Genomic DNA, 23,894 nt, shown 5'->3' on the forward strand with positions numbered 1-23,894 from the left:
GTCCGGCCGCCGTTCCGCGTGTTCCTCCCCGACCTGCGGGTCTCCCCTCCGACCTGGCCTTCCGGGGAGGACGCCCAGGCCGGAGGGGTATTGACAGCCGCCCGCGGGGGACGGGTAGGTTCTCCGAGTCCACCACAGGACGTCCGACCGGACCGCGCCTCCGCGCAGTGACCGAGCGCCGCCCGCGCCTCGGTCACCGGGAAGGCCCTCCGGCGGAAGGTGCGACCCGGGTGGGGCCCGGACGTTCAGTAGACAACGGCTCCCGGTCGACCCGCAGCCAGCGGCTCCCGGACCGGACCGAAGGACGTCGGGCCCCGCACCGCACCGGACGCGTCCCGCCCCGTCCGACCCGCCGCGCCGGAGCACCCCGGGGACCTCGCTATGGTGGGGTCCTGCGTTTGTATCCGAAGGGGCAGTAGTGAACGACGGTGGCCAGAGGCGTTACGGCCCGCTCGGCAAGGCCTTGGTGATCATTCCGACCTACAACGAGGCGGAGAACATCAAGCCGATCGTCGCGCGGGTGCGGGAGGCCGTACCCGAGGCGCACGTTCTCGTCGCCGACGACAACAGCCCCGACGGCACGGGCAAGCTCGCGGACGAGGTCGCGTCCGAGGACGACCACGTGCACGTCCTGCACCGCAAGGGCAAGGAGGGGCTCGGCGCCGCCTACCTCGCCGGCTTCCGGTGGGGCATCGAGCACGGCTACGGCGTCCTCGTCGAGATGGACGCCGACGGCTCCCACCAGCCCGAGGAGCTCCCGCGGCTGCTCACCGCCCTCAAGGGCGCGGACCTGGTGCTCGGCTCCCGCTGGGTGCCGGGCGGCCGGATCGTGAACTGGCCCAGGTCCCGCGAGTTCATCTCCCGGGGCGGCAGCCTCTACTCGCGCGTGATGCTCGACGTGCCGATCCGCGACGTCACCGGCGGCTACCGGGCCTTCCGCAAGGAGACCCTGGAGGGCCTCGGCCTGGACGACGTCGCCTCGGCCGGCTACTGCTTCCAGGTCGACCTGGCCCGCCGCGCGGTCGCCGCGGGCTTCCACGTCGTGGAGGTCCCCATCACCTTCGTGGAGCGGGAGGTCGGCGACTCGAAGATGAGCCGCGACATCCTCGTCGAGGCGCTGTGGCGGGTCACCGGCTGGGGTCTGACGGCGCGGGCGGAGAAGGTCGGCAGGATGCTCGGCCGCAAGTCCTCCTGACCCCCCTCCGGGTCCGCCCGTCCCGGCCGTTCCTTTATGCCGTTCCGGCGGGGCGCCGGGCACACTGGTGACCATGACGACCGGCGCACCGCCTTCCCCCGCCCCCAAGAAGCGCTCCCGCGCGCGCACGCTCCTCCCGCTCGCCGTCGCCGCCTGGCTGGTCCTGGAGATCTGGCTGCTCACGGTGGTGGCGGACGCGGCGGGCGGATGGGCCGTCCTCGCCCTGCTCGTCGGCGGAGCAGTCCTCGGCGCCGCCGTCGTCAAGAGGGCCGGCCGCCGCGCCTTCCGGAACCTCACCTCCACCTTCCAGCAGGCCCAGGAGGCCGTGCGGGCGGGCGTCCCGCCCGTCGCGCCGGAGCGGTCCGGCGCGGAGGACCGCAACGGCTTCCTGATGCTGGGCGGTCTGCTCCTGATGCTCCCCGGCCCGCTCTCGGACGCGGCCGGCCTGCTCCTGCTGGTCCCCCCGGTCCGTTCCCTCCTGGGGCGGTACGCGGAGAGGGCCGTCGAGCGCCGGATGGCCGCCGCCTCCCCCGGAAGCCTCCAGGACGCCTTCCGGCAGGCCCGCATCCACCGCCCGGACGGGAAGGTGGTCCCGGGCGAGGTCGTCCGCGAGAGCGCCCCCGGGGAGCCGCGGCGGCCCGACGGGGCCCGCCCGCCCCTGACGCCCTGACCGTCCGTGCCCGCCGGACCGCCGTCCGGCGGGCACGACGACGCCGCGGGGCCCGGTACACGACGTCGTGTACCGGGCCCCGCGGCGTTGCCCGTCCGGTGGTCCGCTAGGCGGACTTGCGGCTGTCGCGCGGATGCACGGCGATGTTCATGGCACCGGAACGCAGGACGGCCAGCCTCTCGGCGAGGACCTCCTCCAGTTCCTCGCGGGTGCGCCGCTCCATGAGCATGTCCCAGTGCGTACGCGCCGGCTTGCCCTTCTTCTCCTCGGGACCGTCCCCGTCCACCAGAAGTGCCTGGCTTCCGCAGACCTTGCACTCCCACTCCGGCGGAATCTCCGCCTCCACCGAGAAGGGCATCTCGAAGCGATGCCCCTTCTCGCATGCGTACTCCACCGCCTGGCGCGGGGCCAGATCGATGCCGCGGTCGGTCTCGTAGCTCGTCACCACGAGGCGCGTGCCGCGAAGAGCTCGCTCACTCATGAATCGTGCCTCCCGGGCTTGTCGCCCACAGGACAGATGTCGCTGTCGTCGTTATCCGGTCAACGTCCGGTCGGCGGTAAAGATTCCCGTGCCGGGACATGCGTCGCCCGTCGTGCCGCCCCTTGTTGTACCCACCAGTGCCCGTTTTGTCACATCTGACAGCAGGTGCGACTCGGTGTTCTCACCAAGGCAGCATGCAGTAACGGTCCGCCTGGCAGGCCAAACGCGTACACTACCGCCCTTTCACCGCCACGTCTAAATACGCTCCGGTACCGGATTCCCCGCGGCCTCGACGGCCCGCCGCACGGGGACCCTGGCGAGGAGCACGAAGCCCGCGACGAAGAAGATCACCAGGGAGATGATGGCATCCCGGTAGCTTCCCGTCAGCTGATACGCGAGACCGAACACGAGCGGGCCCAGCCAGCTGAGCCCCCGGTCGCTCATCTCGTACGCCGAGAAGTACTCCGCCTCCTTGCCGCGCGGCACCAGGTGCGAGAACAGCGACCGCGACAGGGCCTGGCTGCCGCCCAGGACCAGGCCGATCGCGGCCGCCAGGGAGTAGAAGAAGACCGGCGCGCCGGCCGGCAGGGCGCAGGCCGCCGCCAGGATCGCCGTCCAGACCGCCAGCGACCCCAGGATCGTCCGTTTGGCGCCGTACACCCGGGCGAGCCGCCCCATGCCGAGGGCGCCCGCCACCGCGAGCACCTGGACGAGCAGGACCGCCGTGATGAGCGTCGTCTGGTCGAGGCCCAGCTCCTCCGAGCCGTACACGGAGGCCTGCGAGATCACCGTCTGCACGCCGTCGTTGTAGACCAGGTACGCGAGGAGGAAGGAGAGCGTCAGGGGATGCCGGCGCATGTCCTTCAGGGTGGTCCGCAACTGGCGCCAGCCGCCGCCCACCGCGCCCCGGCCGGCCCGCTCCCCCGGGGAGGCCCGCCGGTCGCGCAGCCGCCGCAGGGGGACGAGCGTGAACGCGCCCCACCACACGCCGGCCGAGGCCAGGCAGATCCGGACCGCCTCGCCCTCGGTGAGGCCGAAGGAGTCGTGGCCCGAGTAGAGGACCAGGTCCAGGACGAGGACCAGCGCGCCGGAGGTGTAGCCGAAGGCCCAGCCGCGCGAGGAGACCGCGTCCCGCTCGTCCGGCTCCGAGATCTGCGGCAGGTAGGCGTTGTAGAGGACCATCGAGACCGACAGCGAGGCGTTCGCCACGACCAGCAGGAAGGCGCCGAGGAGGTAGCGGTCGCCGTCCAGGAGGAACATCCCCGCCGTGGCCGCCGCCCCCAGGTACGCGCTCGCCGCGAGCAGCGGCTTCTTCCGGCCCGTGCGGTCCGCCGCCGCGCCCGCCAGCGGCATCGCCAGGACCGCGACCACGATCGAGGCCGACACGGAGTACGCGAAGAGCGAGCCCGCCCGCACGGGTATGCCCAGCGGGTGCACGAACCCCTCCGGGTCGGCCGCCGCCCGCGCCACCGAGGTCAGGTACGGGCCCAGGAACACGGTGAGCACGCTCGTCGAGTACACCGAGCACGCGAAGTCGTAGAAGTACCAGCCCCGCCGCTCGCGCCGCCGTTCGGCGGGATCGGTGGTGCACTCCTCCGGCCCGGTGGTGCCAGCGGTCACGGCCGCGCCCCCTCGTTCGTCCCCGTGGGCCCGCGCCCCTCGTGGTCCCTCCCCGCGCCGCCCGGGCGCGCGGTCAGGTCCACGCGCCCCGCTCGGTCAGCACCGAACGCAGCGTCTCCAGGTGATCGGTCATGATGCCATCCACTCCCAGGTCCAGGAGGGAGTTCATCCGGTCCGGATCGTTCACGGTCCACACGTGGACCTGGAGCCCGCGCGCGTGCGCCTCCCGGACGAACCGCCGGTCGGCCACCGGGACCCCGCCCCGGCGCTCCGGTACCTGCGCCGCCACCGCCCCGGCCCGCAGGGCCGCCGGAAGGCCGAGGGAGCGCAGCCGCAGGCCGAGCACGCCGCGCACCCCGTACGAGGTGGCGAGCCGGGGGCCGGCCAGGCGGTGCGCCCGGGCCACCCGGGCCTCGCTGAAGGAGCCCACGCAGACCCGGTCCCAGGCGTTCGTCCTGCGGACCAGGGCGATCAGCGGCTCCAGGGCCGGCTCCGCCTTGAGGTCCACGTTCCAGCGGGCCTCCGGGAACTCCTCCAGGAGGTCGGCGAAGAGCGGCAGCGGCTCCCGGCCCGCCACCCGGGCCTCGCGCACCGCGGCCCACGGCAGGTCGCGGATGCGTCCCGCGGCGTCGGTCACCCGGTCGAGGGTCGCGTCGTGGAAGGCGACGAGCGCGCCGTCGGCCGTCGTGTGGACGTCGGTCTCGAAGTAGCGGTAGCCCGCCGCGGCGGCCCGGCGGAAGGCGGCCGCGGTGTTCTCCAGGCCGTCCGCCGTGCCGCCGCGATGGGCGAACGCCAGGGGGCCGGGGTGGTCGAGGTAGGGGTGGGGTGCACGGGTCACCGCCGCAGTATGGCCCCTTCCGGTGTCCCGGGGGCGACCGCCGGGGGACCGGCGTCCGGCTCCCCGGTGGCCGAGGGGCCGGAATCCGCCGGGGCGGCTCCCGTGTCCGGGGCCGGCCCGGTGGTCGGATCGGGAGCGGTCGGGGCGGGCGCGGCCGGGGCGGGCGCGGGGGAGACCGCGACGGCGCCCGCGTCCGGCTCCGGTATCGCGAACCGGCGCAGGAAGAACTGGGCGAGCGGCCCGATCGCGAGCGCGTACAGCACCGTGCCGACGCCCACCGAGCCGCCGAGCAGGAAGCCGGTCGCGACCACGGCCACTTCGAGGGCCGTCCGCACCAGGCGGATGGAGCGGCCGGTGAGCCGGTGCAGACCGGTCATCAGGCCGTCGCGCGGGCCCGGGCCGAACCGCGCCGCGATGTACAGGCCGGTCGCGACTCCGTTGAGGACGACCCCGAGCGCGAGCAGCGGCACCCGCACGGCCAGGGCGCCGGCGTCCGGCACCAGGGCCAGGGTGCCGTCCATCGCCAGGCCGATCACGAAGACGTTGGAGACCGTGCCGAGCCCGGGGCGCTGGCGGATCGGAATCCACAGCAGCAGCACCACCGCCCCCACCACGATCGACACCACGCCGATCGTCAGCCCGGTCTTCCCGGCGAGCCCCTGGTGGAGGACCCCCCAGGGCTCCAGGCCGAGACCGCCGCGCACCAGCAGCGCCGAACTGACCCCGTACAGCGTCAGGCCCGCGTAGAGCTGGACCAGCCGGCGGGTGAGGTGCCGACCGCGGAGGCCGGAGGCGATGGACAAAGGACTTCCCCCAGAGTGGTGACGGTGGACTGGCTCATGACACTCTGTGGCGGGAGATCGAGGGTCAACCATGGCCAATTCGAGGAAGGTGGACTGATTTCCATGGCTCAGTGGACTTCGGCGGTGGGACCGGCCCAGCTCGCCCGGCAGCTCCAGGCGCAGCAGACCCGGCCCGCCGGACCCGGCGCCCGCAAGCCGCCCGCCTACCGCGCGCTCGCCGACGGCATCCGTCTGCTCGTCCTGGAGGGCCGGGTCCCGGTCGCCGCCCGCCTGCCCGCCGAGCGGGAACTCGCCCTCGCCCTCGCCGTCAGCCGCACGACGGTGGCCGCGGCCTACGAGGCGCTCCGCACCGAGGGCTTCCTCGAATCGCGGCGCGGCGCCGGCAGCTGGACCGCCGTCCCGGCCGGGAACCCGCTGCCCGCACGCGGTCTCGAACCCCTGCCGCCCGAGGCCCTGGGCTCGATGATCGACCTCGGCTGCGCGGCCCTGCCCGCGCCCGAGCCGTGGCTGACCCGGGGCGTCCGGGGCGCCCTCGAGGAACTGCCGCCCTACGCCCACACCCACGGCGACTACCCGGCGGGGCTGCCCGCGCTCCGGCAGATGCTCGCCGACCGGTACACCGCCCGCGGCATCCCCACGATGCCCGAGCAGATCATGGTCACGACCGGTGCCATGGGCGCCATGGACGCCATCTGCCACCTCTTCGCCGGGCGCGGCGAACGCATCGCCGTCGAGTCCCCCTCGTACGCCAACATCCTCCAGCTGATGCGCGAGGCCGGGGCCCGGCTGGTGCCCGTCGCCATGTCCGAGGGGCTGGGGAGCTGGGACCTGGGCCGCTGGCGCCAGGTGCTGCGGGACGCGGCGCCCCGCCTCGCGTACGTCGTCGCCGACTTCCACAACCCGACCGGCGCGCTCGCCGACGAGGACCAGCGGCGGCAGCTGGTGGAGGCGGCCCGCTCGGCCGGGACGGTGCTCGTCGTGGACGAGACCATGACCGAGCTGCGCCTCGACGACGTGGAGATGCCCCGGCCGGTCTGCGCCTTCGACCCGGCCGGCTCCACCGTCCTCACGGTCGGCTCGGCCAGCAAGGCCTTCTGGGCGGGCATGCGCATCGGCTGGGTCCGGGCCGCGCCCGACGTCATCCGCTCCCTGGTGGCCGCCCGCGCGTACGCGGACCTCGGCACCCCCGTCCTGGAACAGCTCGGAGTGAACTGGCTGATGCGGACGGGCGGCTGGGAGGAGGCCGTGGGCCTCCGGCGCGACCAGGCGAGGCAGAACCGGGACGCGCTCGTGGCCGCCGTCCGCAGGGAGCTCCCGGAGTGGGAGTTCGTGGTGCCGCGCGGCGGGCTGACCCTCTGGGTGCGCACCGGCGGCCTCTCCGGCTCCCGGCTCGCCGAGGCGGGCGAGCGGGTCGGCGTCCGGGTGCCCTCCGGGCCGCGCTTCGGCGTCGACGGCGCCTTCGAGGGCTTCGTCCGGCTGCCCTTCACGGTCGGCGGGGCGGTCGCCGACGAGGCGGCCGTCCGGCTCGCCGCCGCGGCCCGTCTGGTCGAGTCGGGGGCGGGCGGGGGGACGGAGCCGCCGAGGTCGTTCGTGGCGTAGGCGCCCGCCCCGGTGCGCGGGAGGGGCCGGTGGGGACCGCGCGGTCCCCACCGGCCCCTCCCGCGCACCGGGCGCTCAGCCCTCCGCGGGGACCGGCGCGTGGAGCGGGACCGGCCCGGGGTCCGGCTCGGCGCGGGGGGCCGGGGAGGGCGCGGGGGCGGTCGTGGCGGCGGAGGTCGTGGCGGGGACCTTCTCGAACACCGTCGTGACCGGGGCCGCGGCCGGAACGGTCCCGGCCGCCTCCGCGACGGCGGGCGGCCGCCGCTCGGGGAGCAGGTCGAGGACCGCCCGCCGGTGCGCGTCGCTCGTGGCGTCGTCGTACGGGTCGGGCGTCGCCGGCACCTGGAGCCGCAGGACCGGACCGTCGCCCAGGCGCGCGTAGCCGCGGCCCGGGGGGACGTCGGGCGTCGGCGTGGTGTGCGGCCCGGCGCCGAGGACGGCCGTGATCTGTCCGGGCGTCGCGGGGCCGAGGACGAGCCGGGCCCGGGTGTGGGTCCGTACCGCCTCGCCCAGGGTGTCCGCGTGGTCGAACTGCTCGGCCACCACCACCGTGACCTGGGCCGCCCTGCCGTGCCGCAGCGGCACCCGGAGCAGCTCCTGCGGGTCGGGGCGGCCGTCCGCGGCGGCCAGGTGGCCGAGGACGCCCGGCCGGTCGAGGAGGATCCACAGCGGCCGCCGGACGTCCTCGGGAACGGGGAGGCCCGCCTGCCGGGCGCGGTTCGCGGCGACCAGGCGCCGCTCGGTCTCGCGCGCCGCCCACTCCAGCCTCTCCAGGGCACCGGAGAGCCCGCACTCGACGGCGATCACCCCGGCGCGGCCGGCCAGACACGCGTACTCGCCCGCCCCGCCGCCCTCGACGATCAGGACGTCGCCGTGGGAGAGGGCCTGGATCGCGATCGAGCGCAGCAGGGTGGTGGTGCCGCTGCCCGGCCGGCCCACGGCGAGCAGGTGCGGCTCGGTGGAGCGGGGGCCGGTGCGCCAGACGACGGCCGGCGCGTCCTCCGTGCCGTCCGCGGAGACCACGGGCACGGTCCGGCGGGCGGCGTCGGCGTCGGTGAAGCCCAGGACCGTCTCGCCCGGCACGGTGACGAACCGCTGGGCGGCGATCGTGGTGGGCAGCGCGGGCAGCACGTTCAGGACGAGCCGGTTGCCCTCCTCGTCCCAGTCGAAGCGGTACTCGCGCCCGCGCCCCGACTTGGCGTGCAGGAGCTGCTCGACGCGGGCGCGGGCGGCCGGTTCGCCGTCGGTGAAGTACGGGGGGTACGCGATCCGCAGCCGGGTGAGCCGCCCGTCCTCGTCGAAGGCGTGCTCCTCGAAGGCGGCGCTCCAGTCGCCCCCGTGGGAGAAGAGCGGGGAGGGGTCCTCGGGGACGGAGAAGTACGGGACGAGGGCCTCGTACAGGCCCTTGAGCCGGGCGGTCTCCGCGTCGCTCGGCCCGGTCCTCGCGACGGGACGCTCGCGCCCCTTCCACGCGGCGGCACCCATGAGCGCGACGAGCGCGAGGAGCGGCCCGTACGGCACGAGGGCGATGCCCAGGACGCAGGCCGCGACCGCGAACAGCGTGGGACCACGCCGCTCCTTCGGGGTCGCGGCCCACCTGGCGCGCGCGAGCGCGGCCAGCTTCCGCAGACCGCGGGAGACCGTGATCAGCGGATGGAGCACGTCGGTGGCGCTGTCGGCGGCCGTGCGCGCGATCTCTCGACTGCGGGCGATCCGCGCGCTGCCGCTGCTCAGAATGCGGGGGAGTGGTCGCCGGGCCACGTCGTACTCCTGAAGGGGTGGAAGGGGCTGAGGGGCGTCAGAACTTGATCCCGCCCAGGAGGCCGGCGAGGCTCTGCCCGCCCGCCGTGATGCTCGGGGCGATGGCGGTGCCCGCGAGGTAGAAGCCGAACAGCGAGCAGACGAGGGCGTGCGAGGCCTTGAGTCCGTCCTTCTTGAAGAACAGGAAGCAGATGATGCCGAGCAGGACGACGCCTGAGATGGACAGGATCATGGGGTGTTCTCCTGGTCGTGGGGACAGTCACCATGAGTTCTTCCAGTTTCACGCCGAGTATCTATGTGACTAAAGGTGCATTGGAGTGAAAAAACGGTGATTTCACCCGAGTGGCGGGCGGTGGGCGCCCGGCCGGCTGGCGGAACGGCGGAAGGGCGTTAAAGGCGGTCGGGGGGAGCGGGGCGCCGTGATCTCCGTCTCCTTCCCGCACGGCCGGGCCTCCGGGCGGGCAGTACCCTGTCGATTCACCCGTACGGCCGCGCCCGGCGTGCGGGCCGCGACCCCGCAGGAGAGAGGCGGTTCCACCCGATGAGCGAGACTCCGGACCCCGAGGTCATCGAGCTGGCGTCCACGGTCTTCGACCTCGCGCGCGCGGGGGACGCCGACGCCCTCGCCGCCTACGTCGACGCGGGCGTCCCGGTGAACCTCACCAACGAACAGGGCCACACCCTCGTCATGCTCGCCGCCTACCACGGCCACGCCGCCGCGGTCACCGCCCTCCTGGAGCGGGGCGCCGACGCCGACCGCCCCAACGACCGCGGTCAGACCCCGCTCGCCGGGGCCGTCTTCAAGGGCGAGGAGGACGTGATCCGCGCGCTCCTGGCCGGCGGGGCGAATCCGGAAGCCGGGACTCCGTCCGCTGTCGACACCGCCCGGATGTTCGGCAGGACCGGCCTCCTGGAACTCTTCGGAACCCGGTGAACGGACGCTGAACCCCAGGTGAGGGCGGCGTCGTAAATGTGGTCGCGGTGGCGAAATGGGTGGGTCATCATGACGTCGGGCCCGGTGGACCGGGCCATCGACGAGAGGCAGAGGAAGATGGTCACTGGCAGGCGCAGGACGACGAACGGCCCGACATGTCGCCGCACGGCCTAGGCGTACACACGTGTACCGCCTGAACCGGTCCGTCCCGGTGTCCCCCGGTCGTGTCGACAGCTTGATGTGAGGCGTCCTCCCATGTTCGATCCAGTCATAGCGCCGAGCGGCACCCTGCTCGGCCTGCTGCAGCGGGGCCGCGGCGACGGCACCCTGCACGCGCTCGCCGCACCACGCGCCGAAGCCCTCGCGGCCCTCAACCACTGCGTTCTCGACGACCCCCGCCACGACTGGCGCGTCGAGAACCGCTCGCTCTACTACGCCCGCCTCTACCTGGACCTCCACGGCGGTCTGGAGGAGATCGAGGCGCACCTGTTCGGCGCCGAGGACCACCTCGACACCGAGGAGTCCAGGACCGGGCTCGCGCTCGCCGTCCTCGGCCACCTCGCCTCCTACGGACGCCAGGACGCCCTGCCGCTGCTCCGGCGGTACGCGGCGGCCGGGGCCAACTGGGCCTGGGCCCTGGACGAGCTGGCCCTCCGCGACGACGACGCGGGGCTCCGGGCGCTCGCCCCGTCCGTCCTGGCCCGCTTCCCGGCCGGCCCGGAGGGCGACTCCGAGCTGGCCCGCGCCGTGCGCGACGCCTTCGAGCCTCGCCCCTGGCGGCTGTGGGCCGGGGACCGGCGCGACGGGATCGGCGCCCGGGTCTCGGCCGCCATGGAGCAGGGCTCCTTCGACCGCTGGCAGCGCCAGATGCGCCCCGCCGGACCCCGCCCCGGATGGAGCGTGCGCGCGGTCCTCGACTGGGCGCAGGAGGGGTACGAGCGCGGTTCCGTCCTCCACGGCCCCGCCGCCCGCTGCCTCACCGCGGTCGCCGGCCCCGAGGACCGGCCCGAACTCCTCGCCGCCGCCCGCGACGGCGAGGAGGGAGCCCGGGGGGCCGCCCTCCACCACCTCGCCGAGACGCGGGACCCCGCCGTCCTCGACCTGATCGAGTACGCCGTCGACGGCGGCTCCCGCACGGTCGCCGAGGCGGCCGTCGCCGCCTACCGGCGCATGTGCGGCGAGGAGGCCGTCGCCCGCGCCCGCGTGTGGGTCCGGCGCGCCGACGCGCTCGGCGCCGCCGCCGCCGGGGTGCTGGCCTGCCGCGGCACCGCCCAGGACTCCCCCTCCGTCCTCGGCGCCCTGCGCGCGACCGTGCGGTCCGAAGGGCCCGACGCCCCCGAACTGGCCTGCCTCGCCGACGGCGCCGGACGCCTCGGCATCGTCTGCGCGGCCCCCGTGCTGCGCCACGTCTACCGCGAGACGGCCTCCTCCCGGCTGCGCGGCCGCGTGGCCCTCGCCCTCGCCGCCACCGATCCCACCTTCGCGACCGGCTTCGCCGTCGAATGCCTCTGGGACTGCGAGGAGACCACCCGCGAGATCGCGGCCCAGCACGCCGAGACCGGCGACGTCCGGGTCGCGGACCGGCTCCGCCGCCTCGCCGCCGACCCGGCCGAGGAGGTCGAGGTGCAGATGGCGGTGCGGAACCGGATAGGGCCGGACCTGCAAGTCTGAGGGGACGGGACCGCGCCCTCCCCTCCGGGCGCGGCGTCCTCCGGCGCCGGAACCGCCCGGTGCCGGGACTCCCGATGCCGGAACCGCCCGGAGGTGCCGGAACTGCCCGGAGACGTCGGAGCCGCCCGGAGGCGCCGAGGCCGGGCCCTGGGGCGCCGGGACCGCCCGGAGACGTCGAAGCCGGGCCCGGGGTCCGGAGCCCGGCACCCACCGGGCGGACGGCGGTCGGGGAGGAGCCTCCCGGAGACGGCGGCCGGGAAGGACCTCCCGGACGGGCCGGTGCCCCGGGTCCCGGTCGGGGCCGCGCCCGGACGGGGCGGGGCCGGAGCACCGGCGGGCCCGGTCCCGCCCCGGGCATCCCGGCCCCGCGCGGGGCCGACGGCCGCCCGCTCACCCGCCCCCGCGCGGGGCCGACGGCCGCCTGCTCACCCCACCGGTACGAACCGCACCGCCGTTCCCGGCGCCGCCTGGGCCGCCGCGCCCAGGTCGGCCTCCCGGACGACTCCGACCACCGGGTAGCCCCCGGTCGTCGGGTGGTCCGCGAGGAAGACCACCGGGCGCCCGTCCGGCGGCACCTGGACCGCGCCGAGCACCATGCCCTCGCTCGGCACCTCCCCGGGCACGGCCCGTTCCAGGGCCGGGCCCTCCAGCCGCAGCCCGATCCGGTTGCTCGCCGGGGACACCCGGTACGCGCGCGTGGCGAGGGTCCGGAGGGCGCCGGGCGTGAACCGGTCGTCGCGGGGACCGAACCGGAGCCGCAGGACGAGCACCTCCGGCGGTCCCGGCCAGGGAGGGACGTCGACCGGTGCCCGTACGGCCGCCGCCGCCCCCAGCGGCAGCACGTCCTCCGCGCCCAGCGGCGCCGGGCCGAGGCCGGACAGCAGGTCGGTGGAGCGGCTGCCGAGCACCGGCCCGGCCTCGATCCCGCCGCCGAACGCCACGTACGCGCGCACCCCGCGCACCGCCGGGCCCACGTCGAGCACCGATCCGGCCGGGACCCGGAACGCCGTGCCCCAGGGCGCCGGGCGCCCGTCCACCCGGACCGGACAGGGCGCGCCGCCCACCGCCGCGGTCACCGCCCGTCCGGGCCGCACCGCGCAGCCGTCGACGGTGGTCTCCAGGACCGCCGCTCCTTCCGCGTTGCCGACGAGCCGGTTGACGAGCCGTACGGCGGCCGGGTCCAGGGCGCCCGAACGGGGCACACCGAGGTGCGCGTACCCCGGACGTCCCAGGTCCTGCACGGTGGTCAGCGCTCCCGCCCGGACCACGGCGACGGCGCGGCCGGTCACCGCCCGCCCCCCGGCGCGGAGCCCTCCGCGACGAACCGCACCCGCGTGCCGGGGGAGAGGAGCGCGGCCGGCTCCCGGCCGGTGTCCCAGAGCACGGCGTCCGTGGTCCCGATCAGCTGCCAGCCACCGGGGGAGGCGCGCGGGTACACCCCCGTGTACGGCCCCGCCAGGCCGACCGAGCCCGTCGGCACGACGGTGCGCGGAGTGGCCCGCCGGGGGACCTCGTACCGCTCGCCGAGCCCCGTCAGATAGCCGAAGCCCGGCGCGAAACCGCAGAAGGCGACCCGGAACTCGGCCGCCGTGTGGATCCGCACGGCCGCCTCGGCCGACACTCCCCACAGCGCGGCGACCTCCGCCAGGTCGGGCCCGTCGTAACGGACCGGCACCTCCACCGCCCGCCCGGCGCGCACGGGGACCGGGCCCACCTCCCAGCCCGGCAGCTCGGCCGCGAGCCGGTCCGGGTCCGCCACCCCGTCGAGCAGCACGGTCCGCGCCGCCGGAACGACCTCCCGCACGGCGGGAAGGGTCCCCGCCGCCCGCCGCCGCAGCACCTCGGCGTGGAACGCCCCGGCCGCGGCGCCGTCGTCCAGCTCCACGAGGAGCGCCCGCTCGCCCACGCGCAGCACGCGCACGCGTCCGCCCGCCGGACGGTTCCCGCTCCCGGCCGGAGGGTTCCCGCCCCCGTTCACGCGAAGGCCTCCACCCGCACGCCGGAGGACTCCAGGCCCTCCCGCACCCGCCGGGCCAGCTCCACCGCGCCCGGGGTGTCCCCGTGCAGGCAGAGCGACCGGGCCCGGACGGCCACCGGGCCGCCGTGCCGCGCGGTGACCACGCCGTGCCGTGCCAGGGTCACCGACCGCTCGACGACCTCGGCGGGGTCGGTGACGACCGCGCCCTCCCGTCCGCGCGGCACCAGGGTGCCGTCCGCCCGGTAGGCCCGGTCTCCGAAGGCCTCGGGGACGACCGGGAGTCCGGCCGCCGCGGCGGCCCCGTGCAGCCGGGAGCCGGGCGGTCCCAGGACCGGCAGGGCCCGGTCCGCGAGCAGGACGCCCTCGACGACCGCCGCCGCCTGTTCCTCGTCCCCGGTCACCCGGTGGTAGAGCGCGCCGTGCGGCTTCACGTAGGAGACCCGGGACCCCGCCGCCCGGGCGAAGACCTCCAGGGCGCCGATCTGGTACGCCACCTCGGCGGCCAGCTCCGCCGCCGGCACGTCCATCGCCCGCCGCCCGAAACCGGCCAGGTCGCGGTAGGACACCTGGGCCCCGATCCGCACTCCCCGCGCGGCGGCCAGCTCGCACACGCGCCGCATGGTGACCGCGTCCCCGGCGTGGAAACCGCAGGCCACGTTGGCGCTGGTGACCACGGACAGGAGCGCCTCGTCGTCGGTCAGCGTCCAGCGGCCGAAGCCCTCGCCGAGATCGGCGTTGAGATCGATCGACACCCGGTTCGTGCTCATCTGCGCCTCGCGGGGTGGGGGCGTGCCCGGGGGCACGGCGGACCGTGGGACGGTCTCAACGTAGAGGATCGTTGAACGATCCGACAAGGAGCCGATTGTCCCGGCCGGTGCCGTGCGGTTGACTCGGCCGCGGACGCCGGAGGAACGCCGGCGACGGAGAGGGAGGGAGCGCCGTGACAGGGGACGCGACGGGGGACCTGACGGACGACCGCGCGCTGCTCGGGCGCACGAGCACGGCCGAGCGGGTCGCGGACATCCTGCGCGCCCGCGTCGCCGAGGGGTACTTCCGGCCCGGCACCCGGCTCTCCGAGGGCGGCATCGGGGGAGCCCTCGGCGTGTCCCGCAACACCCTCCGGGAGGCCTTCCGCCTCCTCACCCACGAGCGCCTGCTGGTCCACGAACTGAACCGCGGCGTCTTCGTCCGCGTCCTCGCCGTCGAGGACGTGACCGACATCCAGCGCACCCGCGAACTCGTCGAACGCGCCGTCGTGCGCGGCCTCGGACGGCCCCCGTACGCCCTCGACGGCCTCGCCGCGGCCGTCGCGGCGGGCGAGGCCGCCGCCCGCGCCGGCGACTGGAACGGCGTCTCCACGGCCGACATCCGCTTCCACCGCGAACTCGTCGCCCTCGCCGGCAGCGCGCGCACCGACGCGCTGATGCGCGGCGTCCTCGCCGAACTCCGCCTCGCCTTCCACCTCGTGGACGACCCGCGCGGCCTCCACGAGCCGTTCCTCGCGCGGAACCGGGAGATCCTGACCGCCCTGCGCGCCGGCGAACGCGGCACGGCGGAACGCCTCCTCGCCCGCTACCTGGACGATTCCCGCGCCCTGCTCGTGGCCGCCTGCGCCCGGACCGCCCGCACCCCGCCGGGCCCCCGCGGCTGACCCCCGGGGAGTCGGCCGCATCCGCACGGTTTCGACCGTTGTCAGGGGGAGGACCTAATCTGTGCACCGTGACTTCGCCTGCCTCGACGGACCTCGTTCCGCCCCAGCTCAGCGCGGGGCCGCGGCCCGCGCAGGGCCCGGCCGCCGACGAAGGGCTCGCGCGGCGGCTCCGCGCGCTCGCGTGCACCGCCCCGCTGCACGACCTCGACGTCCGCAAGGCGAACCTGGCGGGCGAGTACACGGTCTACGCGATGGCCGAGGTGGCCCTCGCGGCGATCGACCTGATCACGCTCAACATGGACTTCGACACCGGCGCCGACCACGAGCAGATCGTCGCCCGCCTGCTGCCCCGCGTCGCCGCCCAGGCCCCCTCCCGCCCCGCCGCCGAGCACGAGCGCGTGGCCCGCTGGGTCCTGGAGAACCTGATCAACGTCGGCAGCGTCGACCGCGGCTTCCGCGCCGTCTACGGCACCTTCGGTCCCGACGGCGTCTACGTCCGCAGGGACTACGACTTCAAACTGGTCGAGGAGGTCCCGGGATACGGGGGCGGGGTCTACCTCCGCACCACCGACGAGGCCGTCAACGTCCTGGTCGGCGCCCTCGACACCGATGTCACCAGCGCCCAGATCGCCGCCGAGGTGAAGCTGGAGGTCCTCATCAGCCGGGGCCGCCTCGCCGACGCGCAACTCGCCGCCGAACAGGCCCGGTACCGGACCGTGCAGTACGCCGAGACCCTCCGCAGGACCCTGGAGGCCACCCGGCGCAACGTCCGCGCCGTCGACTGGCTCCAGGCGGTCCCCGACATGATCGCCGAGGCGCTCGACCACGTGGCCGACCGCTACCGCCACGAGAACGCCATCCTCACCAACATCCGCAGGGCGCGCGACGAGGCCGAGGCCGCCACCGACGCGAAGACGGCGGAGCACAAGCGCCGCGCCGCCGAACTCGTGGACATCGTCAAGGACTGCATCCGGCGCCACACCCAGCTCCAGTCCCGCCTCCTGGAGGCCGGGCCGCTCTTCCGCGCCGAGCAGGACCGCCAGGCCTTCGCCGCCCCCGCCGCGTACACCGGGCTGGACCTGTACGGGCAGCTGGTCGCCCCGCTCCTCACGCTCCCCGTCGAACGGGCCACCCGCGTCACCGACGCCTTCTTCGCCCACGGCACCGGACCGCGCACCCCCGCCTCCGTCCGCCTCGGGGACCTCGTGGACCTGCTCCTCACCCCGCCCGTCGAGCGCGAGCACCTCGGCGCGGAGATGCCCGAACCCGACCTGATCGCCACCCCCGACGACTCCCGCTTCAGCGAGGAGCAGCTCGCGAGCGCCCTGCGCCTGCTCGACCTGGAGCACGACGCCCCGCGCCGCCTCTCCGGCCTGCTCGCGGACGCCCGCCGGCTCGACCCCGACCTGCCGTACCTCGTCGCCCTCCTCGCCGTCCACGCGGCGAGCCCCCCGGTCGGCACCGCCTACCGCCAGGGCGAGGAGCGCCTGCTCTTCGCCGTGGACGACGGCACCCCGCTGGACGACCCCGAGTTCGGCGGCGCCGACCTCATCGTCGGTACGGCGCTCCTCGACGCGGCGGGCATGGCCGCCGACCGTACGGAGGCGACATGACCCCCGTCCCGCCCGAGCCCTCCCGGGTCCCGGCCGTCCCCGCCGGGCCCGCGGCCCCCGCAGCCCCTCCGTCCGCCGTCCCCGTCCCGGAAGCCGTCACGGGGCACGCCCCGGAGGGCGGGCCCGACGCGGACGGGGGAAGCCGCACGGGAGCGGAACCCTCCCCGGGAGGGGAGACCCGCCGGGACACGGAGATCCGCCGGGTCCCGGAGATCCGCCGGGACACGGAGACCTTCCGGGACACGGAGACGTCCCCGGAGCCGGAGACCGCCCCGGAACCGGGACGCGCCCCCGGCCTCCGTCTGTCGTCCGTGCCCGTGGAGCCGCCCGCCGGCCCGCGCGGCGAGACCGGGGAGCACCCTCCGCGAGCCCCCCGCCTCGGCGTCGTCCCCCTGTCCGGACCGTCCCGCCCCGGACCCGCGCGGCACCGGGGCGGCCCCCCTTCCGTACGGGCCGTGCGGCTCACGGACGAGCCGCCCGCGCCCGCCGGCCGGCCGGGTCCCCCCGCCGCCCCGGCGGCCGTCACGCCCGTCCCGCTGCCCCTGCCCCGACCCGCCGCCCGCGCCGTACCGACCGAGAGCCGTCCCGAGGAGCCCCAGCCGTGAGCGAAACCCACGCCGAGCACGCCGACGCGTGGAGCGAGCAGGAGCCCCCGCAGCCCCCGGCCGCCCCCGCCCCGGCCGCGGTCACCCCCGCCGACGCCGCCGACGCCGCCCGGCTCGTCTCCTTCGGGCTCCAGCCCAAGCTGCTCCCGGCCCGCGACGCCGAGTACGCCGATCTCCTCCGCCGCTACCGCGAGGACCCCGCCTTCGCGCGCCTCGCCGACGCCGTCGCCACCGGCCTCGGCCTGATCGTCCTGGAGGTCTCCCCGCGCGCGGGGATGGCCGTCACGGCGGACGAGGACTCCGTCTTCGCCGTCCGCATGGGCGACTACGCCCGCCGGGCCTCCACCGACTCCGCCGACCGGTTCCTCCACGGCCTGGCGCACCTCGCCGTCGCCGCCATGGCCTTCCCCCGCCCCGAGGACCTCGCCGACGACTCGTACATCGGCCGGTTCACCGTCAACGGCGTCGACGCCTTCGTGCGCCAGGCCTGCCTGCGCCTGGAGCAGCGCGCCGAGGAGGAGGGCGAGAACACCGACCCGGCCTCCGGCGCCCCCGGCCTGGAGGCCGCCTGGCGGACCTACGCCCGCCGCAGCGCCACCGGCGCCACCAAGGACGCCCGCAGGCTGGCCGGCTCCACCACCGGCATCGTCGGCAAGGCCGCCGCGTTCCTCACCGAATCCGGCTTCCTCCAGCGCACCGGCGACGAGGGCGGCGGCTCCTACCGCACCACGGCCCGCTACCAGCTCCAGGTCCGCGACATGGCCGGTTCCGCCGCCATGGCCGAACTCCTCGAACTCGGCGTCGTCCCCGTCAGCGACGGCTCCGCGACCCTCCTGCCGCCGCCCGAGGGCGACGACCTGGAACTCGCGGCCGACGCGGGCCTCCCGTTCCACGCGTAACCCCGCCCGTCCCCGCGCGGTCCCGCCGCACCACCGACCTTCCCAGCACGAGAGTCCCCGCCATGTACGAGCTGTCCCGGGTCCGCCTCTACTCCATCGGCCCCGCCGGCGCGCGCTACGCCGACACGGTCCTGGACCTGCGCGGAGTCGGCGCCCCCGTGCCCCACCCCGCCCCCGCCCAGGCGGAGTTCTTCGAGGACGAGCCGGTCGGCCCGCCGCGCCGCCCCGCCCCCGCCGGCGTGCTCTTCCTGGAGAACGGCGGCGGCAAGTCCGTCCTCCTCAAGCTGATCTTCTCGGTCATGCTCCCCGGCCACCGCAACACCCTCGGCGGCGCCAGCTCCGGCGTGCTGCGCAAGTTCCTCCTCGCCGACGACTGCGGCCACGTCGCCCTGGAGTGGCAGCACACCCTCACCGGCGAACTCGTCGTCGTCGGCAAGGCCAGCGAGTGGCGCGGCCGTCAGGTCTCCAACGACCCACGGAAGTTCGCCGAGGCCTGGTACTCCTTCCGGCCCGGCCCCGGACTCAGCCTGGACAACCTCCCCGTGGCCGAGGCGACCTCGGTCCGCCCGCCCGCGGAGGGCGTCTCGGGGGCCCGCGGCCGCCGCCGCACCATGAAGGGCTTCCGCGACGCGCTGACCGAGGCCGGCAAGGCGTATCCGCACCTCGAAGTGGTCTGGGAGGAGATCCACGACCGCTGGAACGAACACCTCGGCGAACTCGGCCTCGACCCCGAACTCTTCCGCTACCAGCGCGAGATGAACGCCGACGAGGGCGAGGCCGCCGGTCTCTTCGCGGTCAAGAAGGACTCCGACTTCACCGACCTGCTGCTGCGCGCCGTCACCGACACCCGGGACACCGACGGCCTCGCCGACCTCGTCGGCGGCTTCGGCAACAAGCTCGGCCGCCGCGCCGAACTCACCGCCGAACGCGACTTCACGGCCGGCTCCGTGGACCTCCTGGGCCGGATCGTCGAGGCCACCGGGGTCCGGACCCACGCGCGCGAGGTCCACACCGCCGCCGAGCGCCGGACCCGCACCCTCGCCCGCCGGCTCTCCGCCCGCGCCGCCGGGGAACGCGGGCGGGGCGCCGAACTCGCCCAGCGGGTCACCTCCGCCGCCCACGCCGTCGCCGAGGCCGAGGAGGCCCGGGGCCGCAGTGCCCTCATCGCCGCCGAACTCGCCTACCGGCACGCCTCGCTGGCCCTGGCCGCCGCCGAGAAGGGCGCGGCCTCCCAGCGCCGCGAACTGACCGACGCCCGTACCCTGCACGCCGCCTGGCAGGCCGCCGAGGCCGTGCTCCGCCACCGCGCCGCCGCCGACCGCTCCGCGCGCGTGGCCGTCGCCATCCGCGAGGCCGAACGGGACGCCGCCCCCGCCCTCGCGGCCCGCGCCGAGGCCGCCGCCGACCTCGTACGGGCCCTGGCCGCGGCCGCCGAGGAGGGCGAGCGGCGCGCCGCCGAGGAGGAGGAGCGCTCCACCGCCCTCCAGGAGGAGGGCGAGGCCGCCCACCGCGATGCCACCGCCGCCGCGACCGAGGCCCAGCGCGCCCGCAGCGAGGCCGGCCACCTGCGCCAGCGGCTCGCCGAGGTCGAGCAGGAGACCACCGAGGCGGTACGGGCCGGCTGGCTCGACGACACCGCCCCCGACGCCGACCCGGCCCGCGCCGCGCTCGCCGCCAGCGACGCCGAGAAGACGGCGGTCGCCGCCTGGGACGCCGCGCGCGAGGCCGCCCGCGCCGCCGCCGACCGCGCCCGCGAGGCCGCCGGAGCCGAGTCCCGCGCCGAACTCGCCGCCGCCCGCGCGGCCGACGCGGCCGCCGCCGCCGGGAACGCCCACGACGCGGAGCGCCGCGCCGCCGAGTCCCTGGCCTCCGAGGAGCGCCTGGCGGAACTCCTCGGACTGCCCTCGGGCGAGCACGCGGAGGACGGCTCCGCGAGGCCCGCGCCCGTCCCCCACGAGGGACCGCTCACCGTCACCGACCTCGACCGGTACGCCGACGAACTGCGCTCCCTGCTCGACGGGGCCGTCGCCTCCGCCGAACGGCAGCTCTTCGAACTGCGCACCGCCGCCGCCGACGACTCCCGCATCCTCGGCGCCCTCGGCGACGGAGGCCTGCTGCCGCCGGGACCCGACGTCCTCGCCACCGTCGAACACCTCGGCGAGCACGGCATCCCGGCCCTCCCCGGCTGGCGCTACCTCGCCCAGGCCGTGGACCCCGCCGATCACGCGCGCGTGCTCGCCGCCCGTCCCGAACTGGTCGACGGCGTCGTGATCACCGACCCCGTCTCGTACGGACGCGCCCGCGAGGTCCTCGCCGCCGCCGCCCTGCTGCCCCGCTCCGCCGTCGCCGTCGGCACCGCCGCCGCCCTGCTCGCCCCCGTACCGGCGCGGGAGACGGACGGGGACGGCGGGGTCTTCCTCGTCCCGCCGAACCCGGCCATGCACGACGAGCACGCGGCCGACGAGGAGCGGCACGCCCTGCGCGCGCGTGCCGCCGCCCGCGACGAGGAGATCCGCGCCCTCGCCGCCCGCCTCGCCGGCGACCGGTCCCTCGCCGCCCGGATCGGCGCCTGGCGCGCCGACTGCCCGCCCGGCACGCTCGCCGAACTCGCCGCCGCCGCCGAGGCCGCCCGCGAGACCGCCGAAACGGCGGCGGCGGCCCTCGAAGAGGCCCGTACGGTCCGGGCCGAGGCCGACGAGACCGCCGTCGAGGCGGCCCGGGTCCGCGACGAGCGCCAGGAGGCCGCCCAGCGCGCCCGCCGGGCCGCCGACGCCCTCGCGGGCCTGGCGTTCCGGCTCCGCGAGCGGTCCGCCTGGCAGGCCAAGCTCCGTGAACTCGCCGACGACGCCGCCGAGGCCGAGGCCCGCGCCCAGACCTGTCTGGAGCGCGCCCGCGCCGCCGACGAGGACCGCCGCGCCGCCCAGCGCGCCGCCGACGACGCCCACCGCACCGCCCGCGCCCTGCGGGCCGAACGCGCCGAGATCGCGGGCGCCCCCGACCCGCTCCCCGAGGCGGACGCGACCGCGCCCCGCACCGCCCTGCCCACCCTCCGCGAGGCCTACCGGGCCGCGTCCCGGCTGTACGAGAAGGTCGGCGTCGGCGCCGACCTGCGCGCCGAGCAGGCCCGTGCCGAGAGCGACGAGTCCGCCGCCCTCGCCGAGCTGAACCGCCTCACCAACAAGGTCCGCACCCGCGCCGAACAGCTCCTGGAGTCCACCGACGGCGCCGACGGCCCGTCCCGGCAGGCCGCCGCCGCCCGCGCCGAGTCCCTGGTCCAGATGCTGGAGACCCGTGCCTCGGAGGCGAGCGAGAAGCTGGGCCGGCTGCGCGGCGAGGCCGAGCGCCTGGCCCCCGAGGACGGCGGGGCGCACACCGAACTGCCCGAGGAGCTGGTGCCGGCCGACGCCGAGCGCGCCCAGGTCCTCCTGCGCACCGCGACCGCCGAACTCGCCGCCCGCAGCGCCGCCCTGGAGGCCGCCCGCGCCGCGCACGCCGGACTGCTCCGGGACCACCGCGCCGCCGAGGACGCGGCCGGCGGCTTCGACGAGACGGCCGCCCTCCTGAGGGACCTGCTCCGCGACCACGCGGAGGAGGAGCGGGAGGAGACGGAGCCGTACCCCGGCACCCTGGAGGAGGCCCGTACGGCGGCGGCCGAGGCGCGCCGGGCGCTGCGCGGCCGGACGGCCGAGCTGTCCGCCGCCGACGCGGCCGTGCGCGAGGCGAGCGACGTCCTCGTCCGGCACGCCAACTCCACCCGCTACGAACAGGTGCGCACCCCGGCCCGTCAGCAGATCCGCGAACTCCCGGCGTCCGCGCTCCCCGAGCACGCCGCCAAGTGGGCCGAGGCCTTCGCGCCCCGGCTGCGGGTCCTCACCGACGAGCTCGCGCAGCTGGAGCGCAACCGGGACTCGATCGTGGACCGGCTGCGCGGTCTCGTGGAGTCCTCCCTCGCCACGCTCCGCTCGGCCCAGCGGCTCTCCCGGCTCCCCGAGGGCCTCGGGGAGTGGTCCGGCCAGGAGTTCCTGCGCATCCGCTTCGAGGAGCCCGACCAGGCCACCCTCGCGGAGCGGCTGGGCGAGGTCGTGGACGAGGCCACCCGCGCCGCCGTCAGGAAGAACTCCGACCTGCGCCGCGACGGCATGTCCCTGCTGCTGCGGGGCGTCCAGGCGGCCCTGGAGCCCAAGGGCGTCTCCGTCGAGATCCTCAAGCCCGACGCGGTGCTGCGCGCCGAGCGGGTGCCCGTCGGGCAGATGGGCGACGTCTTCTCCGGCGGCCAGCTCCTCACCGCCGCCATCGCCCTGTACTGCACGATGGCGGCGCTCCGTTCCAACGACCGGGGCCGCGACAAGCACCGGCACGCGGGCACGCTCTTCCTGGACAACCCGATCGGCCGTGCCAACGCCACGTACCTCCTGGAGCTCCAGCGGGCCGTGTCGGACGCCCTCGGCGTCCAGCTCCTCTACACGACGGGCCTCTTCGACACGACCGCGCTCGCGGAGTTCCCGCTGGTGATCCGGCTCCGCAACGACGCCGACCTGCGGGCCGGCCTGAAGTACATCAGCGTGGAGGAGCACCTGCGTCCCGGCCTGCCGCAGAGCGACCCGGAGGGCGAGCCGGTGCACGGCGAGATCACGGCGACGCGGATGTTCCGCCGCCACCGGTCCGACGGGCCGGCTCCGGCGGAGACCCCGTAGGCGGTCCCGGGGCAAGGAGAACGGCCCGCTCCCGCCGGTGTGTTCCGGCGGGAGCGGGCCGTTCTCCGCTCTCTCGCGCCCCGGGGCCGCTTCCGTGCGTCCCGGGCCCGCTTCCGTTTCCGTACGCCGGCCGTCCCCGTACGTTCCGGGACCGTTTCCGTGCGCCGGCCGTCCCCGTACGTTCCGGGACCGCTTCCGTGCGCCGGCCGTTCCCCTGCCTCCCGGGGCCGCCTCCGTACCCTCAGGCCGCCTCGGACAGCGTCGCCTCCGCCCGGCCCTCACCGCGCCGCGGGCGCAGTGCCGGACGGGCCGTGCTGCTCGGTTCCGACACCACGCCGTTGCGCTGGTGCCACACCTGACGGGTGATCCAGACGTCCAGGACGCTCCAGGTGGCCACGACCGTCGAGGCCACCGCGGTCAGGGTGACCGGAAAGGCCAGCCACGAGCCCGCGAGGCTGCAGAAGAACGCCACCACCGCCTGGACGAGGGTCACCGACGTGATCATGACGGCCCGCACGGCGGCGTTGCGCACCGGGTCGGGCATGCGCCGCCGTCCCCGCTCGTCCTCCACCCACAACTGCCGCGACGGCCGCTCCTCGTGTTCCATTGTCCTGTCACTCCCCACCACTGAACGACTTCAGGGACGGCTGCCCGTTGCGAGCGCCTTTACGCGGACAGAACCCACCCCGTACCCATTGACGCGCGGCAGAGGGAAAAGGTTTCGCCCCCACCGGAGACAACGCGGTTCCGGCGGGACCGGAACGCGTAGTTCCAGCCATCTCGGCGGACCGGCGGGGACCACGCCCCACCAGGTGTCCTGCGCCACGGTCACCGATCCCAACTACCCGGATAACGGGACATCTCATGATCGGCGGTCACTCG

General features: G+C 76.1%; 19 protein-coding genes. 9 read left to right on the top strand and 10 right to left on the bottom strand.

Features of this window, described 5'->3' with window-relative positions; genetic code table 11:
* Positions 1–418: 418 nt before the first annotated feature.
* Together ACZ3IL_RS17645 and fxsA are read left to right on the top strand one after the other, a co-directional pair.
* Entirely contained in the window at positions 419–1,195 is a 777-nt protein-coding gene (locus ACZ3IL_RS17645) for a polyprenol monophosphomannose synthase (RefSeq protein ID WP_467391300.1), read from the top strand.
* 73 nt (positions 1,196–1,268) lie between these two features.
* The gene (gene fxsA / locus ACZ3IL_RS17650; protein WP_467391301.1) at positions 1,269–1,865 is read left to right on the top strand and encodes an FxsA family membrane protein; all 597 of its coding nucleotides are present in this window, start codon (positions 1,269–1,271) and stop codon (positions 1,863–1,865) included.
* A gap of 106 nt (positions 1,866–1,971) precedes the next feature.
* Here the strand turns inward: fxsA and ACZ3IL_RS17655 are convergent, their stop codons facing one another.
* From ACZ3IL_RS17655 to yczE, 4 genes are all read right to left on the bottom strand, one after another.
* Positions 1,972–2,346 (bottom strand): RNA polymerase-binding protein RbpA, encoded by a 375-nt coding sequence (locus tag ACZ3IL_RS17655; protein ID WP_026278069.1) that lies wholly within the window; start codon positions 2,344–2,346, stop codon positions 1,972–1,974.
* Positions 2,347–2,601: 255 nt separating this feature from the next.
* Positions 2,602–3,966, bottom strand: coding sequence for an MFS transporter (locus tag ACZ3IL_RS17660; RefSeq protein WP_467391302.1), 1,365 nt, complete (start codon positions 3,964–3,966; stop codon positions 2,602–2,604).
* Between the two features lie 73 nt (positions 3,967–4,039).
* A complete protein-coding gene (locus tag ACZ3IL_RS17665; protein WP_467391303.1) occupies positions 4,040–4,804 on the bottom strand; it encodes a glycerophosphodiester phosphodiesterase family protein in 765 nt (254 codons plus the stop codon).
* A complete protein-coding gene (gene yczE, locus ACZ3IL_RS17670; protein ID WP_467391304.1) occupies positions 4,801–5,607 on the bottom strand; it encodes a membrane protein YczE in 807 nt (268 codons plus the stop codon). The genes ACZ3IL_RS17665 and yczE overlap by 4 nt, the downstream gene beginning before the upstream one ends.
* A 102-nt stretch (positions 5,608–5,709) precedes the next feature.
* On the opposite strand from yczE, the gene ACZ3IL_RS17675 reads away from it, so the two are divergent.
* Complete coding sequence (locus ACZ3IL_RS17675) at positions 5,710–7,206, top strand: SCO1417 family PLP biosynthesis transcription factor (protein WP_467391305.1); 1,497 nt, start codon at positions 5,710–5,712, stop codon at positions 7,204–7,206.
* 75 nt (positions 7,207–7,281) lie between these two features.
* Here the strand turns inward: ACZ3IL_RS17675 and ACZ3IL_RS17680 are convergent, their stop codons facing one another.
* Together ACZ3IL_RS17680 and ACZ3IL_RS17685 are read right to left on the bottom strand one after the other, a co-directional pair.
* The gene (locus ACZ3IL_RS17680) at positions 7,282–8,967 is read right to left on the bottom strand and encodes a hypothetical protein (protein WP_467391306.1); all 1,686 of its coding nucleotides are present in this window, start codon (positions 8,965–8,967) and stop codon (positions 7,282–7,284) included.
* Between the two features lie 37 nt (positions 8,968–9,004).
* Positions 9,005–9,199, bottom strand: a complete 195-nt coding sequence (locus tag ACZ3IL_RS17685) for a hypothetical protein (protein ID WP_030215129.1) — start codon at positions 9,197–9,199, stop codon at positions 9,005–9,007.
* Between the two features lie 309 nt (positions 9,200–9,508).
* On the opposite strand from ACZ3IL_RS17685, the gene ACZ3IL_RS17690 reads away from it, so the two are divergent.
* Both ACZ3IL_RS17690 and ACZ3IL_RS17695 read left to right on the top strand, forming a co-directional pair.
* Positions 9,509–9,901 carry an ankyrin repeat domain-containing protein gene (locus ACZ3IL_RS17690; RefSeq protein ID WP_467391307.1) on the top strand — a complete coding sequence of 131 codons (393 nt, stop codon included), beginning with the start codon at positions 9,509–9,511 and terminating at the stop codon, positions 9,899–9,901.
* 255 nt (positions 9,902–10,156) lie between these two features.
* Positions 10,157–11,572 (top strand): HEAT repeat domain-containing protein, encoded by a 1,416-nt coding sequence (locus tag ACZ3IL_RS17695; RefSeq protein ID WP_467391308.1) that lies wholly within the window; start codon positions 10,157–10,159, stop codon positions 11,570–11,572.
* Between the two features lie 425 nt (positions 11,573–11,997).
* On the opposite strand, the gene ACZ3IL_RS17700 is transcribed toward ACZ3IL_RS17695, so the two are convergent.
* The 3 genes from ACZ3IL_RS17700 to ACZ3IL_RS17710 are packed head-to-tail and all read right to left on the bottom strand — an operon-like array spanning position 11,998 to position 14,317.
* Complete coding sequence (locus ACZ3IL_RS17700; protein ID WP_467391309.1) at positions 11,998–12,861, bottom strand: 5-oxoprolinase subunit C family protein; 864 nt, start codon at positions 12,859–12,861, stop codon at positions 11,998–12,000.
* A complete protein-coding gene (gene pxpB, locus ACZ3IL_RS17705; RefSeq protein WP_467391310.1) occupies positions 12,858–13,493 on the bottom strand; it encodes a 5-oxoprolinase subunit PxpB in 636 nt (211 codons plus the stop codon). The genes ACZ3IL_RS17700 and pxpB overlap by 4 nt, the downstream gene beginning before the upstream one ends.
* 53 nt (positions 13,494–13,546) lie before the next feature.
* Positions 13,547–14,317: a LamB/YcsF family protein gene (locus ACZ3IL_RS17710; protein ID WP_467391311.1), complete on the bottom strand. Its 771-nt coding sequence runs from the start codon at positions 14,315–14,317 to the stop codon at positions 13,547–13,549.
* Positions 14,318–14,490: 173 nt separating this feature from the next.
* Here ACZ3IL_RS17710 and ACZ3IL_RS17715 point away from each other — a divergent pair, with 173 nt between their 5' ends.
* The 4 genes from ACZ3IL_RS17715 (at position 14,491) to ACZ3IL_RS17730 (ending at position 23,012) form a co-directional block, all read left to right on the top strand.
* Positions 14,491–15,201 (top strand): GntR family transcriptional regulator, encoded by a 711-nt coding sequence (locus tag ACZ3IL_RS17715; RefSeq protein WP_467391312.1) that lies wholly within the window; start codon positions 14,491–14,493, stop codon positions 15,199–15,201.
* A gap of 68 nt (positions 15,202–15,269) precedes the next feature.
* Entirely contained in the window at positions 15,270–16,814 is a 1,545-nt protein-coding gene (locus ACZ3IL_RS17720) for a hypothetical protein (RefSeq protein ID WP_467391313.1), read from the top strand.
* A 601-nt stretch (positions 16,815–17,415) separates the two neighbouring features.
* On the top strand, positions 17,416–18,318 hold the full coding sequence (locus ACZ3IL_RS17725; protein WP_467391314.1) for a hypothetical protein: 903 nt from the start codon (positions 17,416–17,418) through the stop codon (positions 18,316–18,318).
* Positions 18,319–18,380: 62 nt separating this feature from the next.
* Entirely contained in the window at positions 18,381–23,012 is a 4,632-nt protein-coding gene (locus tag ACZ3IL_RS17730) for a hypothetical protein (RefSeq protein ID WP_467391315.1), read from the top strand.
* A gap of 241 nt (positions 23,013–23,253) precedes the next feature.
* On the opposite strand, the gene ACZ3IL_RS17735 is transcribed toward ACZ3IL_RS17730, so the two are convergent.
* On the bottom strand, positions 23,254–23,619 hold the full coding sequence (locus tag ACZ3IL_RS17735; protein ID WP_467391316.1) for a hypothetical protein: 366 nt from the start codon (positions 23,617–23,619) through the stop codon (positions 23,254–23,256).
* Positions 23,620–23,894 lie beyond the last annotated feature (275 nt).

Source organism: Streptomyces sp. NPDC014907, from assembly GCF_055562975.1.